Raw genomic sequence first — 23287 nt, 5'->3', positions numbered from 1 at the left:
CAACTGACGCTTGGCAGTCTGATCAACGACCAGCAACGGCGCGCGGCTTGCGCGGGGCGACGGGTTCGAAGTTACCCAGCTCACGCTCACCGTTGGCGGCGTGGGCTTCGGCGATTTCTTCGGCCGTGACGCGGGTGCGGGGCAGCACGGCGTGGGCGGGCAGCTCGGTGGTCGGGGCGCCCACGAGGGCTTGCACGTCAACACCCTTTTCCTGGTGCATGGCGGCCAGTTCGCCGTTGGCGCGGGCGGCAACCAGTTCGGCGATCACTTGGGCGCGGGTGCGGGCCGGGGCGGGTTCGGATTGAGCCAGTGCGGTGCCGGCCGTCAGCACGGCAGCAAGGGCGATGGCGATGCGCGAAGAGGTGGCAAATGCGTTCATGAGAGGCTCCTAGAGAAACTGGTGGCGGGCTTGCCGCCGGGGTCTGCGGACAGAGCGACCGCGCTGTCCATGGCCTGAACTCTAGGGAAGCCTTCTCAGGGGAAACACTAGGCAAAAATCAAAACACTATTCGCGTTTATGAGCGAATCGACCATTCCGGCGCCTTCATTTCCTGTTTTCAGGAATGACGAAACACCGGCGCGCGCTTCTCGACGAAGGCGGCCATGCCCTCGCGCTGGTCGTCGGTGCCGAAGAGGGCGTGGAAGTAGCGGCGCTCCACGGCCACGGCGTCGGACAGCGGCGCTTGGTAGGCGAGGTTGACCAGCTCCTTGATGAGCATGACGGAGGGGCCGCTCATGGCATTGATGGCCTCGGCAGCGGCCAGCGCCTCGTCCATCAGCTTCTCGAACGGCACGACGCGGGACACCAGGCCGGCGCGCTCGGCCTCGTCGGCGTTCATCATGCGGGCGGTGAGCAGCATGTCCATGGCCTTGCTCTTGCCCACGGCGCGCGGCAGGCGCTGCGTGCCGCCGGCGCCGGGGATGATGCCGAGCTTGATCTCGGGCTGCCCGAACTTGGCGGTGTCGGCCGCGATGATGAAGTCGCACATCATGGCCAGCTCGCACCCGCCGCCCAGCGCAAAGCCGGCCACGGCCGCGATGACGGGCTTGCGGATCTCGCGCAGCACCTCCCAGTTCTTGCTGATGAGGCCGCTCTTGAAGGCGCTCATGAAGCTGTGCTGGGCCATGGCCGGGATGTCGGCGCCGGCCGCAAAGGCTCGCTCGCTGCCGGTGATGACGATGCAGCCGATGCCCTCATCGGCCTCGTAGGCGTGCAGCGCGTCTCCCAGCTCGTTCATCAGCTGGTCGTTCAAGGCGTTGAGCGCCTTGGGGCGGTTCAGCGTGATCACGCCGGTCTTGCGCGGACCAGCGCCCTGGGTGGCGGTGAGGATGCATTCGTAAGTCATGGGGCACTCCGTGTGGGGGGCGTGGCTTCACTGGGGGCGGCTTCCGCCTGCAGCGGCACGCGGTTCAGCTGCAATTCGATCCAGGTGTCCGCATCGCGCCGCAGCACCATGCGCACGGGGAGGTATTGGACGCTCGGTGCCAGCCAGACCTCGGCGGTCAGGTCGCCGCCGCCGGCCTCGCGCTGGGGTTTGATGTGCCAGGTCGGCAGTTCGCCGAGCGGCGTCTGCAGCAGCTCCTCACCCACGACCTCATAGCGCCAGGCGTACTGCTTGCGAGCGAGCACCAGGGGTTGGTCGACAACGACACCTGGCATGACTGGCTTGCGGCCGGTCAGAAAGAGCCAGGTGAGCTGCACGAATTGGCTGGCCTGGTCTTGCGCACCGGCGAGCAGCAACTCGATGCGGTTGTCTGCAAATTGCACTTGGTGCTCAAAGAACTGCACAGTGGCCCGGCGCGGTGCCAGCAGCGGAACCTTGGTCTCCTCCACATAGCGCTGTGGGCGAATGCCCTCGGCCGTCAGCAACCCATAGCTGGAGGATCGCCGGGTGAGCAGGATGCCGACCTCGACGTCCAGATGCATCTGGTACTCGGCGCCCTTGCGCAGCCACTCGACACGGGCGGTCCCGTGGAGCGGTCCGTTGTAGTTGCCGGTGAGCCGGTAGTCGAGCCGCGTGGAGAGCGGCCATTCGGGGCCGGGTTCGCCAAGGCCTACAGGCAGGGCAGTGGCGGGCAGCGACAGGTCGAGCGCTGGCGGCAGTACCGCAGACGCTGCGGATTCGACGTGGGCAAGCGGGACCCGCTCCTGCGGGGCTGAGGCCGGGGGCGCGGGTTCATTGGGCATGCCCTCGCCGAGCCGGTGCCGATGCAACGGCAGCCCCTCGGACGGGCTTGCCGCTGGCACGGCAGGCGGCGCCGATCTGGGGGGCGTTGCAGGCGGAAGGCTTGGACGAAGTTCTCGTACGAATGCAGCTTGCAGCCGCGCCGGTGGGGGAGCGCTTTCGCGCCAATCGGCCTGTACCTGCTCGACGCCCTGGCGCAATGCCCAGTGCGCCAGCACGACGGCCAGCACCAGCAGCAAGGGCGGCCGTGTCTTCAAGCCCCCAACCAGGCCTGCCGTAGCCGCAGGGCTGGCCCCTCATCGGAGCCGAGCGTCAACGTCACGCTGGCAGGGCCCGCAGGCGGCAGTTGCGCACTCAGGGTCAGCAAGCGTTGATCACGGACGACAAGCAGCTCAAGCGCGCCTTGGGGCTCCAGCCACTGCAAAGCCTCGTCGAGCCGACGCACGCGCCAGCCATTGACCCCGAGGATCTCATCTCTGGCGCTGAGCCCGGTCTCCTGCGCCGCCGAGCCGGCCAGCACATGCGTGACCTGCACGCCGCTGGCCTCGCGCAGCCGCAGGCCCAGGCGCTGGGCCAGCATGGCGCGGCCTTCGTCGCGCCACTCGATGCCATGGCCGGCCAGCAGCTCGCGCAAAGGCAACTCGCCCGTGGTGTGCACCCAGTCATGCAGGCGCGCGGCACAAGCACCGGCTGCAGCGAGGATCTGGGCTTCACTGACCGGGCCGCCATTCGTCTCGGCCCAGAGCTGGCGCATCAGACCGTCCAGGTCGCGGCCTTGCTCGCGCAGCGCCAGGTCCAGACACAAGGCCACCAGCGCGCCCTTGGCGTAGTAGCTGACCGTGGCATTGGGGCTGTTCTCGTCGGGGCGGTAGTACTTGATCCAGGCCTCGTAGCTGGCCTCGGCCAGCGACTGCGTCAAGCGCCCCGGCGCGGCCAGCACGCCATTGACCGTGGCGGCCAGCAGCTTGAGGTAGCGCGGCGCGTCGATGAGGCCGGCGCGCAGCAGCATCAGGTCGTCGTAGTAGGACGTGAAGCCCTCGAAGAACCACAGCAGCTCGGTCGTGTTCTCGCGCTGGTAGTCAAAGCGCGCGAACTCGGCCGGCCGCAGCCGTTTGACGTTCCAGGCATGGAAGTACTCGTGGCTGAAGAGGCCGAGCAGGCGCACATAGCCGTCGCTGGGCGCCGTGGTGCTCTCGATGGCCGTGGGCAGCTCGCGGCGCGCGGCGATCAGGGCCGTGCTGGCGCGGTGCTCCAGGCCGCCGTGGCCGTCGTCCACCGCCCAGAGCTGGAACTGGTAACGATCAAAGGGTGCGACGCCCCAGAAGGCGATCTGCGCCGCGCAGATGCGCTGCACGTCGGCCGCGAGGCGACCCAGGTCGGCATTGGGCCAGGCGCCGGCCAGCACGATCTCGTGCGGCACGGCCAGCGCGTCGAAGTCCACCGCACGCCAGGGTCCGATCTCGAAGGGGTGGTCCACCAGCTCGTCGTAACCCGTGGCCTCGTAGCCATGCTCCACGCGACGCATCGCTGTGCCGACCTGCCAGCCATCGGGCAGGGGCCCCAGCTCGATGCGGTGCACGGCCTCCTCCTGCCCCAGCACGCGCAGGCACAGGCTGCTGGGGTTGAAGAAGGCACGGTCGGCGTCCAGCCACGCGGTGCGCACCGAGGGGTCAAAGGCGTAGACCGTGGCGCTGACCTGCAGCGGCACGTCGGCCACGCAATCAGCCTGCCAGGAGGCTTTGTCGAGCGCCTTCAGCGCCACGGGCCGGCCGGCCTGCTGCGCGGACAAACCGCTCCAGTGCTTGGCGAACTCGCGCACCAGGTAGCTGCCCGGGATCCACACCGGCAGCGCCAGCACTTGCTGGTCGGCAGGCTGGGGCACGGTGAGCGTGACGCGGAACTGATGGGCGCCTTGGTGCGCCAGTTCGATGCGGTAGCTCAGCATCAGCTGCCCGCCGCTGCCAGGAAGCAGCTCAGCGACGACACCGCCGTGAGCCGGAAGCGCAGCGTCAGCCAGTCGCCCGCGCCGTAGGCGGGGTAGACGCGGCGGTCATTGAAGTAGCAGGCAATCAGCACGGCGCCGTGCAGGGCCAGGCCGGCGTAGGGCGGCATCAAAACGCCCAGCCACCCCAGCAGGCTGGCACCCACGCCCCAGAACAAGGCTCGCTTGCCGGGCACGCCGCGCGTGAAGCCCAGGCCCCAGTGGATGCCGCCGAGGAAGGAGATCACCAAGGCCGCGTAGGCCGACAGGCCATGGCTCACAAAGACATGCTGCTCCAGGTCACGGTCGCCGATCAGCCAGATCAGCAGCGTGCCGAGCACGAAAGGCACGAGGCCGGCATAGGCCAGGCGCTCCGCCTGCTGCCGGTCCGCTGGCAGGGCCAGCGCAGCCAGTTCGCTCACGACTTGCCCCCGAGCACCTGTTGCAGCCGGCGCTCCAGTTCCACCGCGCCGACGGCGCCCGGCAGCCGAGTGCCGTCGGGCAGGATGACGGCCGGCGTGCCATTGACCCAGACCTTTTGCGCCAACGCGGCATTTCGCTCGACCACGGCACTGTCGCAACCGGCCGGCATCTTGGGCAAAGCTTCGCCGCGCAGCATCCAGGCCAGGTAGGTGGCGGTCGGGTCCTTGGCGCAGGCGATGGCACGGCTCTTCTCAGGCGAATCGCCGCCGAGGATGGGGATGACGAAGGTGTAGACGGTGATGTCCTTCATCTCCTGCAGCGCCTGCTCAAAGCGGCGGCAGTAGCCGCAGTTGGGGTCGGCAAAGACGGCGATCTTGCGCTTGCCGCTGCCGTTCTTCCACATCAGCGCATCCTTGAATGGCAGGCTGTTGAAGTCGATGCGGCTGGCGGCCACCACGCGCTCCTCGGTCAGGTTGCGCTGGTTCTTGAGGTCGTGGATCTCGCCGTCGATGAAGTAGGTGCCCGTCGCGTCGGTGTACTTGATCTGGTTGCCAAAGCGCACCTCCCACAAGCCCGGCAGCGGCCCGGGCCGCACCTCGTCGATCTTGGGCAGCTGAGGCTGCAGCGTGGTGAGCGACTTGCGGATCGCGGCCTCATTGGCCAGCGCCGGCAGGGCGGCGGTGACCAGGACGGCGAGCAGGGCGAGGCAACGGGTGGAGATTGACTTCATAGACCGAGCGCGCGCTGGGTGAGCCAGCGCTTCAATGGTGGGAGGTGGTTGAGCGCCGTGAGGCCCCGATTGCGCGCCTCGCGCACCAGGCCGGCATCGCTGGCAAAGAGCCGCTGCAGCGCATCGGTGAGCTGGCCCATGGCCAGGTTGGGCAAGTAGCGCTCGCGGGCGAAACGGCGCAGCAGGCGCGCGTCCCCTAGGCCGCGCCAGGGTTCGCGCGCGGCCAGCACGCGGGCCAGGCAGGCCACGTCGGCCAGCCCGAGGTTGAGCCCCTGGCCGGCCAGCGGGTGCACGAGGTGGGCGGCATCGCCCAGCAGCACCCAGCCCTCGCCGCTGACCTCGGACGCTGCCGCCAGCATCAACGGCCAGGCGGCGCGCTCGCTGCCCAGCTGCAGGCGGCCGGCGCTACCTTGCGTCGCGTCGTTCAGTTCACGCTCAAAGTCTTCCGGCGGCATGGCCAGCAGGGCCTCGGCGCGCTCGGCGGGCACCGACCACACCAGGCCATGGGACGCCCCCGGCTCCGGCCGGTTGAAAGGCAGCAGGGCCAATACGTCGGGCGCGCGGAACCACTGCCGCGCCACGCCCTGGTGGGGCTGGTCACTGGCCAGGCGCGCGGCCACGCCATGGTGGCCATAGGCCTTGGCCGCAAACTCGACACCGCGCGCTTGCCGGCTTGCCGAGTCACGCCCCTCGCACAGGGCCGTGAGGCGCGCCGACACCGGCTCGCGCACCCGCGTCACCCGGGGCGCAAAGCGCAAGGCGGCAGCCAGTTGTTCGTCCAGCGCGCCGGCATCAACGATGAAAGCCAGCTCCGACACGCCCTGCTGCCAGGCCGAGAAATCAAGCCGGGCGCCCGGCGCGTCACCGGCGACCCACATGTCATAGACCGGCGCGATGGCCTCGGGCGGCAAGGCATCCCACACGCGCAGCTCGCGCAGCAACGACACGGCGGAGGCATTGAGGGCGTAGGTGCGCACATCGGGGCCGCGCGGGGCCTCCTCACGCCCCAGCAGGGCAACCGACAGGCCCTGGGCCGACAGCGCCAGCGCCAGGCTGCTGCCCACGGCTCCGGCACCCCGGATCAAGACATCGACATTCGCATCCGCGCTCTGCATCGAGGCATTGTAGGGAGGGCACCTAAAATCCCAGGTCCTTACAAGGGGGGCCGTTCGGCCTACCCCCGTCTCCAGAAAGCCCCGCCATGAGCCTCAAATGCGGCATCGTGGGCCTGCCCAACGTCGGCAAGTCCACGCTCTTCAACGCCCTGACCAAAGCCGGCATCGCCGCCGAGAACTACCCGTTCTGCACCATCGAGCCCAATGTGGGCATCGTCGAGCTGCCCGACCCGCGCCTCGCGGCCCTGGCCGAGATCGTCAAGCCCGAACGCATCCTGCCCGCCGTGGTGGAGTTTGTGGACATCGCCGGCCTGGTGGCCGGTGCCAGCAAGGGTGAAGGCCTCGGCAACCAGTTCCTCAGCCACATCCGCGAGACGGACGCCATCGTCAACGTGGTGCGCTGCTTCGAGGACCCCAACGTCATCCACGTCAATGGCCGCGTCGACCCGATTGCCGACATCGAGGTGATCCAGACCGAGCTGTGCCTGGCCGACCTGGGCACCGTCGAGAAGAGCCTGCACCGATACAACAAGGTGGCTCGCGCCGGCGACAAGGAAGCCATCGCCTTGGTCAAGGTGCTGGAGAAATGCCAGGCCGCGCTGGACCAGGCCAAGCCGGTGCGCTCAATCGACTTCAGCAAGGAAGAATTGGCCATCCTGAAGCCGCTCTGCCTGATCACCGCCAAGCCGGCGATGTTTGTCGGCAACGTGGCCGAGGACGGCTTCGAGAACAACCCCTTCCTCGATCGCCTGCGCGAGTACGCCGCCGCCCAGAACGGGCCCGTGGTGGCCATCTGCGCCAAGACCGAGGCCGAGCTGGCTGACATGGAAGACGCGGACCGCGCCCTCTTCCTGGCCGAGATGGGTCAGGACGAACCGGGCCTCAACCGCCTGATCCGCGCGGCCTTCACGCTGCTGGGCCTGCAGACCTACTTCACCGCCGGCGTGAAGGAAGTGCGCGCCTGGACCGTGCCCATCGGTGCCACCGGCCCACAGGCGGCCGGCGTGATCCACACCGACTTCGAGCGCGGCTACATCCGAGCCCAGACCATCGCCTACGACGACTTCATCAAGTTCAAGGGCGAACAAGGCGCCAAGGACGCCGGCAAGATGCGCGCGGAAGGCAAGGAGTACGTCGTCAAGGACGGCGACGTGTTGCACTTCCTGTTCAACGTCTAGCTCTACTGCCGGGTCTGGCAGACACTCGCGGCCAAGATGCGCAAAGACGCCTTGGCCCTGAGCCGCCGTGCCGCCGTCCTGACCCTGGGCTATGCCCTTTTGGGTTGGCTGGGCACGCGGGTCACGCTGCCGGGGGAGGCGGCCTCACCGCTGTTCCCGGCCGCCGGTTTTGCCCTGGCCGCCTTGGCCGTCTACGGCCTGCGCTGGGCGCCCTGTATCTGGCTGGGCGCCATGGTCATCAACTACGCGGCGCAATGGCAGCTGTCAGGCACGGCGCCGGTGCTGAACGCGGCGCTGGTGAGCCTGGGTGCCATGGCCCAGGCCGCCCTGGGGGCCTGGCTGATCCGCCGCCGCGACACCCAGCTGACCCTGACCGACCGCGGCGCCATCCTGCGCTTTTATGGCCTGGGTGTCGGCGTCGGCGGCCTGGTGAGCCCCAGCGTGGCGGCCCTGGTGCTGGGCGGGGCCGCACTGGGCCAGAACAGCGCCGAGTTGTGGCTCACGTGGTGGATGGGTGACGCGCTGGGCGCCATGATCGCGGCGCCCATCACCCTGACCCTGCTGGCCACGCCGCCCGAGGCCTGGCGCTCGCGCCGCTACACGGTGGCCCTGCCCCTGCTGGCATTGACGACGGCCGTGGTGCTGGGCATGGCCGAGGTGAGCCGCTGGGACCTGGAGCGCCGCCAGAGCGATTTCGACCGCGATGCCACCCACGCCACGCTGGACCTGGAGCGGCTGCTGCGCGAACCCTTCCTCACGCTGGCCGGGGTGCAGGGCATTGCTGAGTTGCCTGGCCGCCTGCCCTCGCAGGCGGACTTTGCCCGCGCCACGGCGCCCCTGGTGCATGCAGACGGCGCACTGCGTGCCTTGGGCTGGGCGCGCCGTGTGGCGCGAGCCGACGTTGCAGCCTTCGAGGCGGCGGCCCGCGCGGACGGGCTGGACGACTTCCATGCCCACGACCGCAGCCGCACGGACGACGCCGCGCCGCCCGAGGGCGAGGACCTGCTGGCGATCCGGCTGATCGAACCGCTGGCGCGCAACCGGGGCGCGCTGGGCGTGAACATCCGCTCCATCCCGCACGCCCGAGCAGCGGCCGAGCGCGCCATCGCCACCGGCGTGGCGGCTGCCACCGCCGGCTTCCAACTGACGCAGGACGCCGAGACAGCGACGGGCGTGGTGATCTACCAGCCGCTGTTCGACGGCCCGCACGCCACGCCGGCCGACCGCCGCATCAGCCTGAGCGGCCTGGCCTTCGTCACGCTGCGCCCCGACCTGCTGCTGCGCCGCGTGGTGGCCACCTGGCCCGAACGGCTGGACATCTGCCTGACCGACATCACCGACAGCGCGCTGCCCCAGCGCCTGGCTGGGCCGACCGACTGCGAACGTGCCCAGCCGCGCGGTTTTGCCAGCACGCGGGTGCTGGATATCGGGCAGCGCCAATGGGCGATCCACGTCAGCGACACCAGTGGCGCCAGCCAGGCGGCGCGGCTGACCGAGCGGCACACCTGGCCCTTTGCGCTGATGGGCCTGGGCAGCTCGGCCCTGATCGGCATGCTGCTGCTGGCGCTGTCGGGCCGCACCGAGAAGGTCGAGTCCCTGGTGCGCCTGCGCACCGCCGCGCTGGAGCACGAGATGGCCGAGCGCCGCGAGAGCGAGCGAGCGCTCCGCGACACCATGCAGCGCTTTCGCAGCATCTTCGAGCAGGCGCCCATCGGCATCGCCTTCTGCGACGTCAGGGGCCGCTTCCAGGAGGTCAACCCGGCCTACTGCCGCCTGGTGGGCTACAGCGCCGAGGCGCTGATGGGCATGTCCATCAGCCAGATCACCCTGCCCGAGGACCAGGCCGAGGACCGCCGCCTGGCAGCCCAGCTGCTGCGCCGCGAGATCACGTCCTACAGCCGCCAGAAGCGCTACCGCACCGGCGATGGGCGCGAGATCCAGGTGCGCGCGCGTGTCAGCCTGCTGCCGGACGCCCAGGGTCAGCCGCAGTCCTTGCTGGGGGTGGTGGAGGACCTGTCGGACGAGCAGCGCGCGCTGGCCGCCGAGGCGGCCAACCGCGCCAAGAGCGAGTTCCTGTCGCGCATGAGCCATGAGCTGCGCACACCGCTGAACGCCATCCTCGGCTTCACCCAGTTGATGGAGATGGACACCGAGTCGCCCCTGCCCCGCGCCCACGCCGAGCGAGCCGAGCAGATCGCCCAGGCGGGCTGGCATTTGCTGGCGATGATCGACGACACGCTGGACCTGTCCCGCATCGAGGCGGGCAGCATGCGCGCGGAGCTGAGCCAGCTGGCGCTGGCGCCTTTGGTGGCCTCGGCCCAGGCCATGGTGCGCGGCATGGCGCAGGAGCGGCAGGTGGAGCTGAGGGTGACCCTGGCCCCCAGCGCCGCGCACGTCTATGCCGACCCGACACGCCTGGTCCAGATCCTGACCAATCTGCTCTCCAACGCCATCAAGTACAACCGAGACGGCGGCTTGGTCTTCCTGGAGGCCGAAGGCCGCGAGCCCGGTTGGGTCGAGATCCGGGTCCGCGACACCGGCCCCGGCCTTAGCGCCGAACAGCGGCTGCGCCTCTTCCAACCCTTTGAGCGCCTGGGCCAGGAGCGCAGCAGCGTGCCTGGCACCGGGATTGGACTGGTGCTCAGCCGCCATCTGGCCGAGATGCTCGGCGGCAGCCTGGATGCGCTCGATGTCACAGACTCAGGCGCTTGCTTTGTGTTGCGCTTGCGCGCCGCCGCACCACCCGGCCTGGACGGTGCAGAATCATCAGCATCTGCATTACAGCTGCCCAGCACACGATGAGCTCGACTGAACTCGTGCCCGCCTCCGGCACTGCCTCCCAAGCCGCCGCGCGCGTGGACGGCCGCCAGTTCCTCACCTTCCGCATCGGCGGCGAGGAATACGGCCTCGACATCCTGCGGGTGCAGGAAATCCGCTCCTACGAGGCGCCGACCCGCGTCGCCCACGCGCCGCCTTTCGTCAAGGGCGTGGTCAACCTGCGCGGCGTGATCGTTCCCATCCTGGACCTGCGCATCCGCCTCAGCCAACCCAGCGAGTACAACGGCTTCACCGTCGTCATCGTGCTGAACGTGGCAGGCCGTGTGGTGGGCATCGTGGTGGATTCGGTCTCCGACGTGCTGGAGCTGGCCGCCAGCGAGATCAAGCCCCGCCCCGAGGTGCCGGCGGCCATCGACTCCCGCTTCATGACCGGCCTGTGCAAGATCGGCGAACGCATGCTGATCCTGCTGGACATCGAGGCCATGATCAAAAGCCCGGACTTCGGGCTGGTGGACTGACGGAGCCTCGGCAAGTCGGCCCCGGGGTCTCACCCCGGGTGACTGGCAAGGTGAGCGCCTGCTCGCCGGATTCGCCCCGTGAATTGGTGGTCATTCGGGGTCTCGGACACTCTTAGCACTCGCTACAGTCGAGTGCTAATATTGCTTCGTCACGGGTTGTTCACCGTGTCTACGAGAGGGAATCCAACATGTCTGCTGCCACTGCCACTTCAGCGCTGACCGTCCGCGATCCGTGGGCCTTGGTGCCGTCGCTGGGCAACCTGGACGCTTACATCTCCGCCGTGAACCGGCTGCCACTGCTGACGGTCGAGGAAGAGTCTGCCGCTGCCCGCAGCCTGCGTGACCAGGGTGACCTGGAGGCCGCCGGGCGCTTGGTGTTGTCGCACCTGCGCTTGGTCGTGTCGATCTCGCGTCAGTACCTCGGCTACGGCCTGCCCCAGGGCGACCTGATCCAGGAAGGCAATGTCGGCCTGATGAAGGCCGTCAAGCGCTTTGACCCCGACCAAGGCGTGCGCCTGGTCAGCTATGCGATGCACTGGATCAAGGCCGAGATCCACGAATACATCCTGAAGAACTGGCGCATGGTGAAGGTGGCCACCACCAAGGCCCAGCGCAAGCTGTTCTTCAACCTTCGCTCGATGAAGCAGGCGCTCAAGGCCGGCCACAGCGACGCCGACAGCCACCGCACCAGCCTGAGCGAGGCCGAAGTGGCCCACGTGGCCCGCGAGCTGAACGTGAAGCCCGAGGAAGTGCTGGAGATGGAGACGCGCCTGTCTGGCGGCGACGTGGCGCTGGAAGCCCCGACCGACGACGAAGGCGAGAGCTTTGCCCCAATTGCCTACCTGGCGGACGACCAGCACGAGCCCACCCAGGTGCTGGAAGCGCGCACGCGTGACCACCTGGCTGGCGACGGCATCCTGCACGCCCTCGATGCGCTCGACCCCCGCAGCCGCCGCATCGTCGAGGAGCGCTGGCTCAAGGTGAACGATGACGCCTCGGGTGGCATGACCCTGCACGAACTGGCCGCCGAGTACGGCGTGTCCGCTGAGCGCATCCGCCAGATCGAAGTGGCGGCGATGAAGAAGATGCGCAAGGCGCTGGAAACCGCCTGAGCCCCCGACCTCCCCAACAAAAAGCCCCGGTGAGCCGGGGCTTTTTTCATCCAGCGACTGCCGTGGAACCGGCTTCGCCGGGCCACTGGCAGTGCCCCCTTGAGGGGGCGGCCGAAGGCCGTAGGGGGTGGGCCTATTTTTCAGCCAAGAGCAGCTTGATGTCATCGATCAGCGGCTGCGCGCCAGCGCCGTAGCGCACATAGACGCGCACGCGGCCTTCGGTGTCGAAGATGAAGCTCGCGGCCGTGTGGTCCATGGTGTAGGAGTCGGGCGTCTTGCCGGGCACCTTGGCGTAGAAGACCTTGAACTCCTTGGCGGCGGCGCGGGTCTGCTCCTCGCTGCCGCGCAGGCCCACGAAGCTGGGGTCGAAGCTGCCCAGGTAGGCCTTGAGCAGGGCCGCCGTGTCGCGCTCGGGGTCAACGGTGACGAACACACCCTGCACACGCTCGCCATCCGGCCCGAGGGCCCGCTTGACCTCGGCCACCTCGGCCATGGTGGTGGGGCAGACGTCGGGGCATTGCGTGTAGCCGAAGAAGACCACGACGACCTTGCCCTTGAAGTCGGCCAGCGAACGTGCACGGCCGTCCTGGTCGGTGAGGTTGAGGGAGCGCGCGTACTCGGCCCCCGTGAGGTCGATGCCCTTGAAGGCCTGGCGCTCCGGGCCGGCCTTCTGGCAGGCCGCCAGCAGCAACAAGGCGCTGGCAAGCAGGAGGGTGCGTTTCAGCATGGGCTCAGCCTAGTAGGTAGTGGTCGAGGAGCAGCGCCGCAAACAGCAGGGCCAGGTACCAGATCGAGTACCAGAACGTGCGGCGCGCCAGCGCATCGGAGTAGTCGCGCCACAGCTGCCAGCCATAGGCGCAGAAGATGCCGCCCAGCACGAGGGCGCTGGCGAGATACAGCCAACTGCTCATGCCAGCCAGGAAGGGCAGCAGCGTGGCCGCCAGCAGCACGAAGGTGTAGAGCAGGATCTGCAGCCGCGTGTAGTCGTTGCCATGCGTGACCGGCAGCATGGGCAGGCCGGCCTTGGCGTAGTCCTCGACGCGGTAGAGCGCCAGCGCCCAGAAGTGCGGCGGCGTCCAGACGAAAATGATCAGGCACAGCATCCAGGGCTCGGGGCCCAGCTCGCCGCGCATCGCCGCCCAACCCAGCACCGGCGGCATGGCGCCGGAGGCACCGCCGATGACGATGTTCTGCGGCGTCATGGGCTTGAGCACCACGGTGTAGATGACCGCATAGCCCACGAAGGTGGCGAAGGTGAGCCACATGGTCAGCACATTGACGCCCCAGGCCAGCAGAGCCATGCCCGCGCCGCAAAGCAGCGCCGAGAACAGCAGGGTATGGCTGCGGCTGAGGTCGCCCTTGGCGGTGGCGCGCCAGGCGGTGCGCTTCATGCGCGCGTCGATGCCGTCCTCGATCAGGCAGTTGAACGCCGCAGCGGCGCCCGCCACCAGCCAGATGCCGACCACGGCGTACAGCATGGTCAGGGCCTCGGCGCCGTTCGGCAAGCCAGGCACGGCGAGCGCCATGCCGATGGCCGCGCAGAACACGATGAGCTGCACCACGCGCGGCTTGGTCAGCTGGTAGAACTGCTGCCAGCGCGCGGAGAACGCGACGGGGGCAGCCGGAGAGGTCGTGGCCATGGAGATCAAGCCTAGCGGATGCGCTGCCCGGCGTGCAGCCGAGCAAGCAAGGACACAAGAACGGCCAGCAGGGCGGCAGCACCGCTGGTGTGGGCCAGCGCGGCCACCAAGGGCCAGCCCAGCACGACGTTGGACAGCCCGCTGAGGAACTGCCAGGCCGCCAGACCCCAGAGCCAGGCAGCCGGCCGCGTCAGGCCTTCACGCCGCAGCCGCAGCCCCGCCCAGATCAGGCCCGCGAGCACGGCGAAAGCGCCCACGCGGTGGGCCAGGTGGATGGCGATGAGTGCCGCAAAGCTGAGCAGGCCGCCGCGGCCATCGGTGCCCAGCTCGCGCCAGAGCGTGAAGCCGCCGGCAAAGTCTGCGTCGGGCCAGAGGCTGCCGGCGCGGCAGCTGGGGAACTCGTCGCAGGCCAGCACGGCGTAATTGGTGCTGACCCAGCCGCCCAGGCTCACCTGCAGGACGACCAGCACCAGCAGCACCCACAGGCCGGTCCGCAATGCGGCGGACGCCTGCAGCGGCCGTGGCTGCAAGGCCTCGGCCTGCAACACGAGCAACAGCAGCAGGCCAATGCCAAACAGCAGGTGCAGGGTCACGATGGCGGGGAAGAGCTTCATCGTGACCGTCAGCGCGCCAAAGGCGCCTTGCAAGATGACCCAGCCCAGGGTCAGCGTCGCCAGGCCGGGGCGGCCCACGCCGCTGGCGCGTTGCCGCCAGTTCTGGAAGCACAAGACCACGCACAGCACGCCGACGCCGGCCGCCAAGTAGCGGTGGATCATCTCGACCCAGGCCTTGCCGTGGGTGACAGGCCCCGTGGGCCGTGCGGCTTGCTCGACGGCGATGTGCGCCCGCGCACCCACAGGGCTGGCCTGACCGTAGCAACCCGGCCAGTCCGGGCAGCCCAGGCCCGAGTCGGTGAGCCGCGTGAAGGCGCCAAAGGCGATGAGGTCGAAGGTCAGGAAGGCCGTCAGCACCGCGAGCGCACGCAGGCGCGCCGCCGGGCTGCCACCTGAGGCACGCAGGTGCCACCACGTCAGCGGCACGGCCGCCACGGCCGCCCCGAGCAGAGCGACCTGGAGCAAAGGGGTCCAGTCCATGGCCATGGCGGCTCAACGCCCCGGGGTGTCCCAGCTCGCGCTGGCCTTGAGCAGGCGCTGCAGGTCACCCATCACGCGCTTGATCTTGACGGGGTCGTCCTCGATGGGCTCGCGCAACATCCAGCGGCCCATGGGGTCGACGACGTAGAGGTGATCGGCGAGCGTCTGGCCGGGTGCCGGCTGCAGCCAGGCCTGCAGGGCCGCCGCCGGCGCACGCAGCACGGCGACTTCGACGCCCGGCTGTGAGACGGCCGCCTGCAACTCGGGGCGCAGGGCCAGCGGCGCGTCGGTGTCAGCCTCGGTCGGGATCAGCCAGACCTTGTCCAGGCGGTCACGCTCCTTGCCCAGCATCTCGCGCAGCTGGCGCTGCACGTAGAGCACGCGCTCGCAGGTGGCCGGGCAATCGGCGCCCTGCACCACCACCAGCAGCCACTGCTGCCGCAAGGCATCGGGCGCCACGCGGCGGCCGGCCAGGTCACGCAAGGGGAGGCTGGACGGCAGCTCCACGGTGGGCAGGATCAGCTCCCCATAAGCCGAACCGCGTGGCTTGAACACATAGAAGGCCAGGTAGGACGCCACCACCGGTGCCGCGCACAAGGCCAGGATGAACAACATCTTGAGCCGCCCGACGCGCACACGCGCGCTGTCGCGCGGGTCAGGCAGCGCATGGACGGAGAAGTTCAGCGGCTCAGGGCTTGGGTGCCCGCCGGGGGCGGACGAATTGGAACCAGACATAAAGACCCGAGATCAGCGCGCAGAGCGCGAACCATTGAAAGGCATAGCCGTGGTGCTTGGACACGCCGAGATCCGGCGCAGGCCAATGCCGCAAGAGGCCGTCGCCGTCGGCGTCGGTCTGCAGCACGGTGATGGGGAGCAGCGGCGCGCCGATCTCGTGCGCATAAGCCGCCGGGTCGAGATTTTGCCGGATCGACGATGTCCCTTGGGCTGCGCCGAGTTCGTAGGCCCGCGATGGCGCGGCGATCAAGCGGCCTTGCACCCGCTGTTCGTCGCTGGCTTGGGGCAAGGTGGGCAGCGCCTGGCGGTCCGCGAAATTGCGCGGCACCCAGCCGCGCTGGACCAGCACCACACGTTGATCCGAGAGGCGCAGTGGCGTCACGACGATGAAGCCGACGCGGCCGTCCATGGGCCGGTTGTCGAGGTAGATCGTGCGCTTGTGCCACCAACGGCCGGTCAGCACCACGCGCCGGCCTTGGTCTCGGGCAGCGTCCGCGCGGGCCAGGTCGGCCACCCCCAGGGCAGGCAGTTCGGCCTGCTGCTCGATCAGATGCTGCTGCGCGATCTTTTCGTCGGCGCGGTGCAGCTGCCAGCGACCCAGCCAGGCCGTTGCGAGGGCGCCGGACACGGCCAGCGCCGCAAGCAGCGCGCGGTTCAGGCGAGCGGGAGCCGGCACGGATAATCCTTGACCATGAAAACCTTGGTCGCCATCGCATTCGTCGGCGTGCTGGCAGCGCTGGCTGCCGCAGGCTTCTTCATGCTTCGCAATGGCCAGCGCGGCGCGGACGACGACGCCAGCCGCAACGCCCGGATGGCGCGTGCATTGGCGGTTCGTGTGGGCGTGTCCATCGCGATCTTTGCCTTGGTGTTGCTGGGCTACGCCCTGGGTTGGATCCAGCCGACAGGCCTGCCGGCCGGCCGCTGAAGGAACCACACAACCACCAAACGACAAAGCGCCGCAGGCGCGGCGCTTTGAGTGGTCGGCAGCTGGGGCCGGCTTACATCCAGTAGACGATCAGGTACAGGCCCAGCCACACCACGTCCACAAAGTGCCAGTACCAGGCAGCGCCTTCGAAACCGAAGTGACGTTGCGGGGTGAAGTGGCCCTTCTGCAGTCGCAGCGTGATGAACAGCAGCATCAGCATGCCGACAAACACGTGGAAACCGTGGAAGCCGGTCAGCATGAAGAAGGTGGAGCCGTAGATGCCCGAGCTGAGCTTGAGATTGAGCTCGTGGTAGGCATGCGAGTACTCGTAGCCCTGGACGAACAGGAAGGTCACGCCCAGCAGCACGGTCAGCCACATGAACGCGATCGTCTTGCTGCGGTTGCCGGCAATCAGTGCGTGGTGGGCGATGGTCAGCGTCACACCCGAGGTCAGCAGCAGCGCGGTGTTGACGGTCGGCAGCGGCCAGGGGCCCATGGTCGTGAAGGCTTCCACCGTGCCAGCGGGCGCACCGGTGTTGCCGGCAGCGACGCTGGGCCAGATGGCCTTGAAGTCGGGCCACAGCAAGGCATGCTCGGCATTGCCAAGCGTGGGCACCGAATGCACGCGGGCCCAGTACAACGCGCCAAAGAAGGCGGCGAAGAACATGACCTCGGAGAAGATGAACCAGGACATGCTCCAGCGGAAGGAGACGTCGATGCGGTCACCATAGAGGCCACTCTCGCTTTCAGCGATGGCCTCACGGAACCACTGCTGCAGCACGAAGGCCCAGAACACAAGGCCGCCGAACAGCGAGTACATGCCCCAACCGTGACCATTGACCCACTGGCCGGCCCCGAGGATGACAAAGAACAGGCCCGTGGCGGCCAGGACCGGATGCCGGGACGGACCCGGCACGAAGTAGTACGGCGTGCTGCCGTGGGACGTTGCTGCGGACATCGCGCTTTTCTCCTCTACCTATTTTCAAATCCGGGCCAGCTGCCTCAGGCAGCCGCCACGCCACTGCCGATGACCCACTGCACCAGCAGCACCAGCAGCACAACAAACAAAGCCGCACCAATGAGGCCGGCGATCACGACATGCACAGGGTTGAGCTTCTGCATGTCACTGACGTGATCGGCCCCCCGGCGCACGCCGAAGAATGACCAGGCCACCGCCGAGACGGTCTGCCTGAAAGACACCTTGCGCTGAACGGCCTCGCGCAAGTCCTGACTCATGACCGCGCTCCCGGCACGACCAGCGCCGCCTGCTTGGCTGCGCTCTTGCCGGGCACCTCGAAGAAGGTGTACGACAAGGTGATGGTCTTGACGTCTCGCGGCAGCTTGGGGTCGATGACGAACACCACCGGCCACTGCTTGCTCTCGCCAGGCTGCAGCACATGTTCGCTGAAGCAGAAGCAATCCAGCTTGTTGAAGTGCGTGCTGGCCTGATGGGGCGCATAGCTTGGGATGGCTTGCGCCACCATCGGCCGGCTCTGCACGTTCTTGAACTCGTACATCACCGTGGCCAGCTCGCCCGGATGGACGACGACATGGCTGACCGCAGGCTTGAAGTCCCAGGGCCCGCGGGCATTGGCGTCAAACTCGACCGTGATGGACCGGCTGCGGTCCACCTGCCCGTTGCCGTCGGCCAGCCCTTGCTGGCGCGAGATCTCCTGGCGCTCAGACAAGGACAGCACATTGATGCCGAGCGCACTGCAGATCGCCCGGTACATCGGCACCATCGCGTAGCCGAACCCGAACATCAGTACGGCAATCACTGCGAGCTTCAACAGCAGCTCGCGGTTGGCACTCGCGAGCGCACCGACCAGGGTGCCGAAAGGATTGCGCGCCACGGTCTACCGTCCTCAGCGCCCGAACAACACGAGCTTGGCCACGAAACCGATCGCAAACGCCGCCGCCACGGAGGCCAGGATCAGGCCCAGCCGCCGGTTGCTCTTGCGCTGTTCAGGCGTCATGACCACTGAGCTCGGTTCAGCCGACGATCTTGGTCGCGGTGGCGTCCAGCTTCGGGGGCGTCTCGAAGGTGTGGAACGGTGCCGGCGACGGCACTTCCCACTCCAGACCCTCGGCGCCGTCCCAGGGCTTCTGCGGTGCCTTGGCACCCTTGCCGCGCATCATCGGAACGACGACGAACAGGAAGAAGTAGACCTGGGCCAGACCGAAGGCGAAGGCGCCGACGCTGGCGATCTGGTTGAAATCGGTGAACTGCATCGGGTAGTCGGCATAGCGACGCGGCATGCCAGCCAGACCCAGGAAGTGCATCGGGAAGAAGGTGACGTTGAAGGCGATCAGCGACCACCAGAAGTGGATCTTGCCGCGCGTCTCGGAGTACATGACGCCGGTCCACTTCGGGCCCCAGTAATAGACGCCGGCGAACAGCGCGTACAGCGAGCCGGCCACCAGCACGTAGTGGAAGTGGGCGACGACGTAGTAGGTGTCCTGGATCTGGATGTCGATCGGCGCCATCGCGCAGATCAGGCCGGTGAAGCCGCCCATCGTGAACACGAAGATGAAGCCCACGGCAAACAGCATCGGGGTTTCAAAGGTCATCGAACCGCGCCACATCGTGGCCAGCCAGTTGAAGATCTTCACGCCCGTCGGCACGGCGATCAGCATCGTGGCGTACATGAAGAACAGCTGGCCCGTCACCGGCATGCCGGTGGCGAACATGTGGTGGGCCCACACGATGAAGGACAGGATCGCGATGGAGGCCGTGGCATACACCATCGAGGCGTAGCCGAACAGGCGCTTGCGAGCGAAGGCCGGCACGATGGCGCTGACGATGCCGAAGGCCGGCAAGATCATGATGTAGACCTCGGGGTGCCCGAAGAACCAGAAGATGTGCTGGTACATGACCGGGTCACCACCGCCGGCCGGGCTGAAGAAGCTCGTGCCGAAATGACGGTCGGTCAGGGTCATGGTGATGGCGCCAGCCAGCACGGGCATCACGGCGATCAGCAGGTAGGCGGTGATCAGCCAGGTCCAGGCGAACAGCGGCATCTTCATCAGCGTCATGCCGGGCGCGCGCATGTTCAGGATCGTGACGATGATGTTGATCGAGCCCATGATCGACGACGCGCCCATGATGTGCATCGCGAAGATGCCGGCGTCCATCGAGGGGCCCATCTGCAGCGTCAGGGGCGCGTAGAGCGTCCAGCCTGCTGCCGGCGCGCCGCCAGGCATGAAGAACGACCCGGCGAGCATCAAGCCGGCGGGAATCAGCAGCCAGAAGCTGAAGTTGTTCATCCGCGCAAAGGCCATGTCGCCCGCGCCGATCTGCAGCGGGATCATCCAGTTCGCGAAGCCCACGAAGGCCGGCATGATGGCCCCGAACACCATGATCAGACCGTGCATGGTCGTGAACTGGTTGAACAGCTCGGGGTTGAAGAACTGCAGACCGGGCTGGAACAGCTCGGCGCGGATGCACAGGGCGAGCACGCCGCCGATCATCAGCATCGCGAAGCTGAACAGCAGGTACAGGGTCCCGATGTCCTTGTGATTGGTGGCGAACACCCAGCGCCGCCAGCCGGTAGGGGCGTGGTGGTCGTGATGGTCGTCGTGGCCGTGAACGCCGTGGCCGTGGGGGTCAAGCACTGCACTCATGATGTTTCCTTGTTCCTGGCGTCCTGGGCTTTACTTGCGAGCGGCGACAACTTCAGCCGGCTGCACGACTTGGCCGGTCTTGTTGGACCAGCTGTTCTTCGTATAGGTGACGAGGGCGGCGATCTCGGTGTCCGAGAGCTGCGCCCAGGCCGGCATGCCCTTGTCGAGGCGGCCCTTGAGCACCACGGCCACTTGAGCCAGCTTGTCGGCATCGGTCACGACAGCCGAGCCATCGAGGGCCTTGATCGGGCCGGCGCCCTTGCCATCGGCCTTGTGGCAGGCGGCGCAGTTGGCTGAGTACACCTTTTCGCCCCGCTCCATCAGCGCGGCCAGTTCCCACACCTTGCTGGGGTCGTCAGCCTTGGCGGCCATTTCCTTCTTCTTGCCGGCCACCCAGGCGCTGTAGTCGTCAGCCGACAGCACCTTCACATGGATGGGCATGTAAGCGTGTTCCTTGCCGCAGAGCTCAGCGCACTGGCCATAGAAATCGCCCGTCTGCTCGGCCTTGAACCAGGTGTCACGCACGAAGCCGGGGATCGCGTCCTGCTTGATGCCGAAGGCCGGCACCATGAAGGCGTGGATCACGTCGTTGGCGGTGGTGATGATGCGCACCTTCTTGCCCACGGGCACCACCAGCGGGTTGTCCACCTTGAGCAGGTAGTTGTCGACCGCTTCGGGCTTGCCGCTGTCGGACTGCTCGCGCTGGGCGGTATCGAGCGTGGAGAGGAAGCCGATGCCTTCGCCTTCGCCCTTGATGTAGTCGTAGCCCCACTTCCACTGATAGCCGGTGGCCTTGATGGTCAGGTCGGCATTGGTGGTGTCCTTCATGGCGACCACCACCTTGGTGGCCGGCAGGGCCATCGCGATGACGATGATGAAGGGCACCACGGTCCAGGCAATTTCAACGGCCACGCTCTCGTGGAAGTTGGCGGACACCGCGCCCTTGGACTTGCGGTGCTTGAAGATGGAATAGAACATCACACCGAAGACCGCGACAAAGATGCCGAGGCAGACGATCAGCATGAAGTTGTGCAGCCACATCTGGTCGGCCGCGATCTTGGTGACCGGGGGGTGCAGGTTGATCTGATTGACGGCCGGACCGCCGGGCAGGTCCTTCACCGCCATGGCGGCGCCGGTGGTGAGCAGCATTGCCGTCCCGAGCGCCGCTTGCGACAGCAGGCGGCCGGTTCGACGGACTCGTGCGTTCATCTTCATCATGGTCGTCACTTTGCTTATCAACTCAACCCAATGCGGGAGCGCCGGCAGACCCAGGACGACCCTCGCATCCCCAGGAACGCATGCCAGCTGCGGCTGGCGGCGTCCACGGATTTGAATTTCCAGCCGGCACAGTGCGGTCACGCGCACGACGGCAATGCCCGGTCGGAAAGACCCAGCATTCTAGCCCAGCGCACCAAGGTCGAGCCTCGTTCCAGGCTGCCAACGGCCTTTCCTGGCCACGGCGTCACGACTCACCCCCGGATGTCGGCCGGCCCTTGTTCGGCGAGCGCAGTTGGGCGCGCAGTTCGTCCACGCCAATCCGCGTTTCGCCCGCCGCGCCCGGCCGTGGCGCCGCCTTGAAGGCGTGACCAAACACCAGCTCAAGGCTGAGTGCGATCAAACCATCAGGCCCACGCAGCGCCTCCAACTGCCGGACAAGTGCCGCACGCCAGCGCGGCGTGCGCAGCCCCGGGAAGCGATCCGGCGCCACATTGCCGCCCAGCGCCCGCAGGTCCGTCAGCAAGCGGTCGGCTGACGACCAGGTCAGCCGCAGTCGCTCCTGGTCCATCACCGGGTCGGCAAAGCCGGCGCGGCCGAGCAGGTCACCGATGTCATGCATGTCCCACCAGGCGGGCGCAGGCCGGCCCCAGCCAGCGGCCCGGAAGAGCGGCCGCAGTTCGACGAAGCTGTCCGGCCCATAGCACGAGAACATCACGAAGCCGCCCACCTCGGTCCGCGCGGCCCAGTCGGCCAGCCACGCAGGCAGGTCGGCTCGGGCGTGGAGTTCCAGGTTGGACCACACCAGCGGCGCCGTGGCTGGGTCATCGCCGACCCACCGGGCCGGCGCGCCACGGCCGAGCGCCCACCAAGGTCGCGCCAGCGCCTCCTGGCTCCGGTGCGCCAATGCGGGGTCGGCATGCCGCCACAGCAGTTGGGCCTTGGGGTAGGCCGCCTTCAGGGCTTCCGCACTGGCACCGAGCCACGCCGAGGTGTCGAGCACCTGCTCCGGCCGCAGCTTGATGAAGTCCAGCCGTTCAGCCATGCGCTGCGCCACCTCCAGGTGCAGCCAGGGCGGCGCATCGGCCTGGGCCAGACGCCGGGCCTGGCGAGACACGGCCACCGCGTCGATGGCTTCGGGCCGCGCGGCTTGCGGCGTGCTCGGACTCGGGGCGACCCCGGACCCCACGTTTGAGTTAGGGGGCGTTGGCGAGGGGTGCATGGGTGAAAAGTATATTTTTCGAATGCCCTTGAGCCTCGACGCGCGCACCATTCCGCCCAACCGGCCCCGCTTCGTCGAGCGCGTTCTGATGCGCTGTGCGGGCCAGTGCGCGATTTGCCGCAGTTGGTCAGAGCGCCGCGTCTGCACCGACTGCCTGGGCCGCTACGCGGCGCCCGTCCTGCGCTGCCACAGCTGCGGGCTACGCCTGCCGGCCAGCCCGGCGCTGGCTGGCCGCGTGCAGTGCGGGCGCTGCCTCAAGACGCCGCCGCCGGTCGAACGCTGCGTCACTGCGCTGGACTACCAGTTCCCGTGGGACACCCTGCTGCAACGCTTCAAGTACCACCTCGCGCTCGACCTGCGCGAAGTGCTGGCGGAGCGCCTGCTCCAGGCGCTCGAAGGCGCCGGCGTGCCGGCCCCCGACTTCATCGTCCCAGTGCCGCTGTCTCGCCAGCGGCTGCAGGAGCGCGGCTACAACCAGGCGCACGAGATTGCCAAATCGCTGGGGCGGCGCCTGCGATTGCGCGTGGAGCCCGAGCTGGTGCTGAGGCTGCGCGACACCGGCGCGCAAGCCCAGTTGGACCTCGACGCCCGCGCCGCCAATGTGCGTGGCGCGTTTGCTGCCGAACCCACCCGGTTGGCCGAACTCAAGGGCGCCCGCGTGGCGGTGCTGGACGACGTGCTCACCACCGGCGCCACGGTGTTTGAAGTGGCCCGCGTGCTGCGCCAGGCGGGCGCGGCCGAGGTGCAGGCCTGGACGCTCGCGCGCACGCCCGAGCCCGGCACTTGAGCCACCAACTGCGCCCTCATCGGC

25 protein-coding genes are annotated in these 23287 nt (G+C 68.0%); 6 read left to right on the top strand and 19 right to left on the bottom strand.

Translation table 11 applies throughout. The annotated features are described in order from the left end of the window. Nucleotides 1-22: 22 nt before the first annotated feature. The 7 genes from ABDJ85_RS17520 to ABDJ85_RS17490 all read right to left on the bottom strand — a co-directional run bounded on the left by ABDJ85_RS17520 (nt 23) and on the right by ABDJ85_RS17490 (nt 6435). Entirely contained in the window at nt 23-379 is a 357-nt protein-coding gene (locus ABDJ85_RS17520; protein WP_347706084.1) for a DUF4148 domain-containing protein, read from the bottom strand. A 178-nt stretch (nt 380-557) separates the two neighbouring features. Next, complete coding sequence (locus ABDJ85_RS17515) at nt 558-1346, bottom strand: enoyl-CoA hydratase (RefSeq protein WP_347706083.1); 789 nt, start codon at nt 1344-1346, stop codon at nt 558-560. Beyond that, entirely contained in the window at nt 1343-2188 is an 846-nt protein-coding gene (locus ABDJ85_RS17510) for a DUF3108 domain-containing protein (RefSeq protein ID WP_347706082.1), read from the bottom strand. The genes ABDJ85_RS17515 and ABDJ85_RS17510 overlap by 4 nt, the downstream gene beginning before the upstream one ends. 251 nt (nt 2189-2439) lie before the next feature. Beyond that, nucleotides 2440-4131 carry a M61 family metallopeptidase gene (locus ABDJ85_RS17505; RefSeq protein ID WP_347706081.1) on the bottom strand — a complete coding sequence of 564 codons (1692 nt, stop codon included), beginning with the start codon at nt 4129-4131 and terminating at the stop codon, nt 2440-2442. Beyond that, nucleotides 4131-4589 carry a DUF3429 domain-containing protein gene (locus ABDJ85_RS17500; protein ID WP_347706080.1) on the bottom strand — a complete coding sequence of 153 codons (459 nt, stop codon included), beginning with the start codon at nt 4587-4589 and terminating at the stop codon, nt 4131-4133. The genes ABDJ85_RS17505 and ABDJ85_RS17500 overlap by 1 nt, the downstream gene beginning before the upstream one ends. Then, on the bottom strand, nt 4586-5320 hold the full coding sequence (locus ABDJ85_RS17495; protein WP_347706079.1) for a DsbC family protein: 735 nt from the start codon (nt 5318-5320) through the stop codon (nt 4586-4588). Before ABDJ85_RS17495 ends, ABDJ85_RS17500 begins: the two co-directional genes overlap by 4 nt. Continuing rightward, nucleotides 5317-6435: an FAD-dependent monooxygenase gene (locus ABDJ85_RS17490; RefSeq protein ID WP_347706078.1), complete on the bottom strand. Its 1119-nt coding sequence runs from the start codon at nt 6433-6435 to the stop codon at nt 5317-5319. The genes ABDJ85_RS17495 and ABDJ85_RS17490 overlap by 4 nt, the downstream gene beginning before the upstream one ends. 86 nt (nt 6436-6521) lie before the next feature. Between ABDJ85_RS17490 and ychF the strand changes: the two genes are divergently transcribed. The 4 genes from ychF (at nt 6522) to rpoH (ending at nt 12021) form a co-directional block, all read left to right on the top strand. Further along, the gene (ychF, locus tag ABDJ85_RS17485; protein WP_347706077.1) at nt 6522-7613 is read left to right on the top strand and encodes a redox-regulated ATPase YchF; all 1092 of its coding nucleotides are present in this window, start codon (nt 6522-6524) and stop codon (nt 7611-7613) included. A 36-nt stretch (nt 7614-7649) separates the two neighbouring features. Next, nucleotides 7650-10415 (top strand): CHASE domain-containing protein, encoded by a 2766-nt coding sequence (locus ABDJ85_RS17480; RefSeq protein WP_347706076.1) that lies wholly within the window; start codon nt 7650-7652, stop codon nt 10413-10415. Further along, entirely contained in the window at nt 10412-10909 is a 498-nt protein-coding gene (locus tag ABDJ85_RS17475; protein WP_347706075.1) for a chemotaxis protein CheW, read from the top strand. Before ABDJ85_RS17480 ends, ABDJ85_RS17475 begins: the two co-directional genes overlap by 4 nt. A gap of 188 nt (nt 10910-11097) precedes the next feature. Beyond that, the gene (gene rpoH, locus ABDJ85_RS17470) at nt 11098-12021 is read left to right on the top strand and encodes an RNA polymerase sigma factor RpoH (protein WP_347706074.1); all 924 of its coding nucleotides are present in this window, start codon (nt 11098-11100) and stop codon (nt 12019-12021) included. 133 nt (nt 12022-12154) lie between these two features. Here rpoH and ABDJ85_RS17465 read toward each other — a convergent pair whose 3' ends face one another. Genes ABDJ85_RS17465 through ABDJ85_RS17445 form a run of 5 tightly spaced genes read right to left on the bottom strand, consistent with a single transcriptional unit; the run spans nt 12155 to nt 16166 of the window. Beyond that, nucleotides 12155-12748, bottom strand: a complete 594-nt coding sequence (locus ABDJ85_RS17465) for an SCO family protein (protein ID WP_347706073.1) — start codon at nt 12746-12748, stop codon at nt 12155-12157. A 4-nt stretch (nt 12749-12752) separates the two neighbouring features. Continuing rightward, on the bottom strand, nt 12753-13661 hold the full coding sequence (gene cyoE / locus ABDJ85_RS17460) for a heme o synthase (RefSeq protein WP_347706072.1): 909 nt from the start codon (nt 13659-13661) through the stop codon (nt 12753-12755). An 11-nt stretch (nt 13662-13672) separates the two neighbouring features. Next, nucleotides 13673-14755, bottom strand: a complete 1083-nt coding sequence (locus tag ABDJ85_RS17455) for a COX15/CtaA family protein (RefSeq protein ID WP_347706071.1) — start codon at nt 14753-14755, stop codon at nt 13673-13675. A gap of 12 nt (nt 14756-14767) precedes the next feature. After that, nucleotides 14768-15490, bottom strand: a complete 723-nt coding sequence (locus ABDJ85_RS17450; RefSeq protein WP_347706070.1) for an SCO family protein — start codon at nt 15488-15490, stop codon at nt 14768-14770. Further along, on the bottom strand, nt 15444-16166 hold the full coding sequence (locus ABDJ85_RS17445; protein WP_347706069.1) for an SURF1 family protein: 723 nt from the start codon (nt 16164-16166) through the stop codon (nt 15444-15446). Before ABDJ85_RS17445 ends, ABDJ85_RS17450 begins: the two co-directional genes overlap by 47 nt. A 15-nt stretch (nt 16167-16181) precedes the next feature. Between ABDJ85_RS17445 and ABDJ85_RS17440 the strand changes: the two genes are divergently transcribed. Continuing rightward, a complete protein-coding gene (locus ABDJ85_RS17440) occupies nt 16182-16415 on the top strand; it encodes a DUF2909 domain-containing protein (protein WP_347706068.1) in 234 nt (77 codons plus the stop codon). 73 nt (nt 16416-16488) lie between these two features. Here ABDJ85_RS17440 and ABDJ85_RS17435 read toward each other — a convergent pair whose 3' ends face one another. The 7 genes from ABDJ85_RS17435 to ABDJ85_RS17405 form a co-directional block, all read right to left on the bottom strand. Continuing rightward, the gene (locus ABDJ85_RS17435; RefSeq protein WP_347706067.1) at nt 16489-17373 is read right to left on the bottom strand and encodes a cytochrome c oxidase subunit 3; all 885 of its coding nucleotides are present in this window, start codon (nt 17371-17373) and stop codon (nt 16489-16491) included. A 44-nt stretch (nt 17374-17417) separates the two neighbouring features. Beyond that, entirely contained in the window at nt 17418-17651 is a 234-nt protein-coding gene (locus ABDJ85_RS17430; RefSeq protein ID WP_347706066.1) for a DUF2970 domain-containing protein, read from the bottom strand. Continuing rightward, nucleotides 17648-18178, bottom strand: coding sequence for a cytochrome c oxidase assembly protein (locus ABDJ85_RS17425; RefSeq protein ID WP_347706220.1), 531 nt, complete (start codon nt 18176-18178; stop codon nt 17648-17650). Before ABDJ85_RS17425 ends, ABDJ85_RS17430 begins: the two co-directional genes overlap by 4 nt. Before the next feature lie 102 nt (nt 18179-18280). Beyond that, entirely contained in the window at nt 18281-18391 is a 111-nt protein-coding gene (locus tag ABDJ85_RS17420; RefSeq protein ID WP_347706065.1) for a cytochrome oxidase small assembly protein, read from the bottom strand. A gap of 16 nt (nt 18392-18407) precedes the next feature. Beyond that, entirely contained in the window at nt 18408-20039 is a 1632-nt protein-coding gene (gene ctaD / locus ABDJ85_RS17415) for a cytochrome c oxidase subunit I (RefSeq protein ID WP_347706064.1), read from the bottom strand. A 30-nt stretch (nt 20040-20069) separates the two neighbouring features. Beyond that, complete coding sequence (gene coxB, locus ABDJ85_RS17410; RefSeq protein ID WP_347706219.1) at nt 20070-21188, bottom strand: cytochrome c oxidase subunit II; 1119 nt, start codon at nt 21186-21188, stop codon at nt 20070-20072. Nucleotides 21189-21501: 313 nt separating this feature from the next. Continuing rightward, a complete protein-coding gene (locus ABDJ85_RS17405; RefSeq protein WP_347706063.1) occupies nt 21502-22377 on the bottom strand; it encodes a biotin synthase in 876 nt (291 codons plus the stop codon). Nucleotides 22378-22498: 121 nt separating this feature from the next. Here ABDJ85_RS17405 and ABDJ85_RS17400 point away from each other — a divergent pair, with 121 nt between their 5' ends. Continuing rightward, on the top strand, nt 22499-23263 hold the full coding sequence (locus ABDJ85_RS17400) for a ComF family protein (RefSeq protein ID WP_347706062.1): 765 nt from the start codon (nt 22499-22501) through the stop codon (nt 23261-23263). Nucleotides 23264-23287: the final 24 nt, after the last annotated feature.

This window comes from Roseateles paludis (assembly GCF_039872745.1).
GTDB lineage: Bacteria > Pseudomonadota > Gammaproteobacteria > Burkholderiales > Burkholderiaceae_C > Pelomonas > Pelomonas paludis.
Note: the sequence above shows the minus strand (reverse complement) of the source record. Positions and strands in the feature narration are given on the sequence as shown.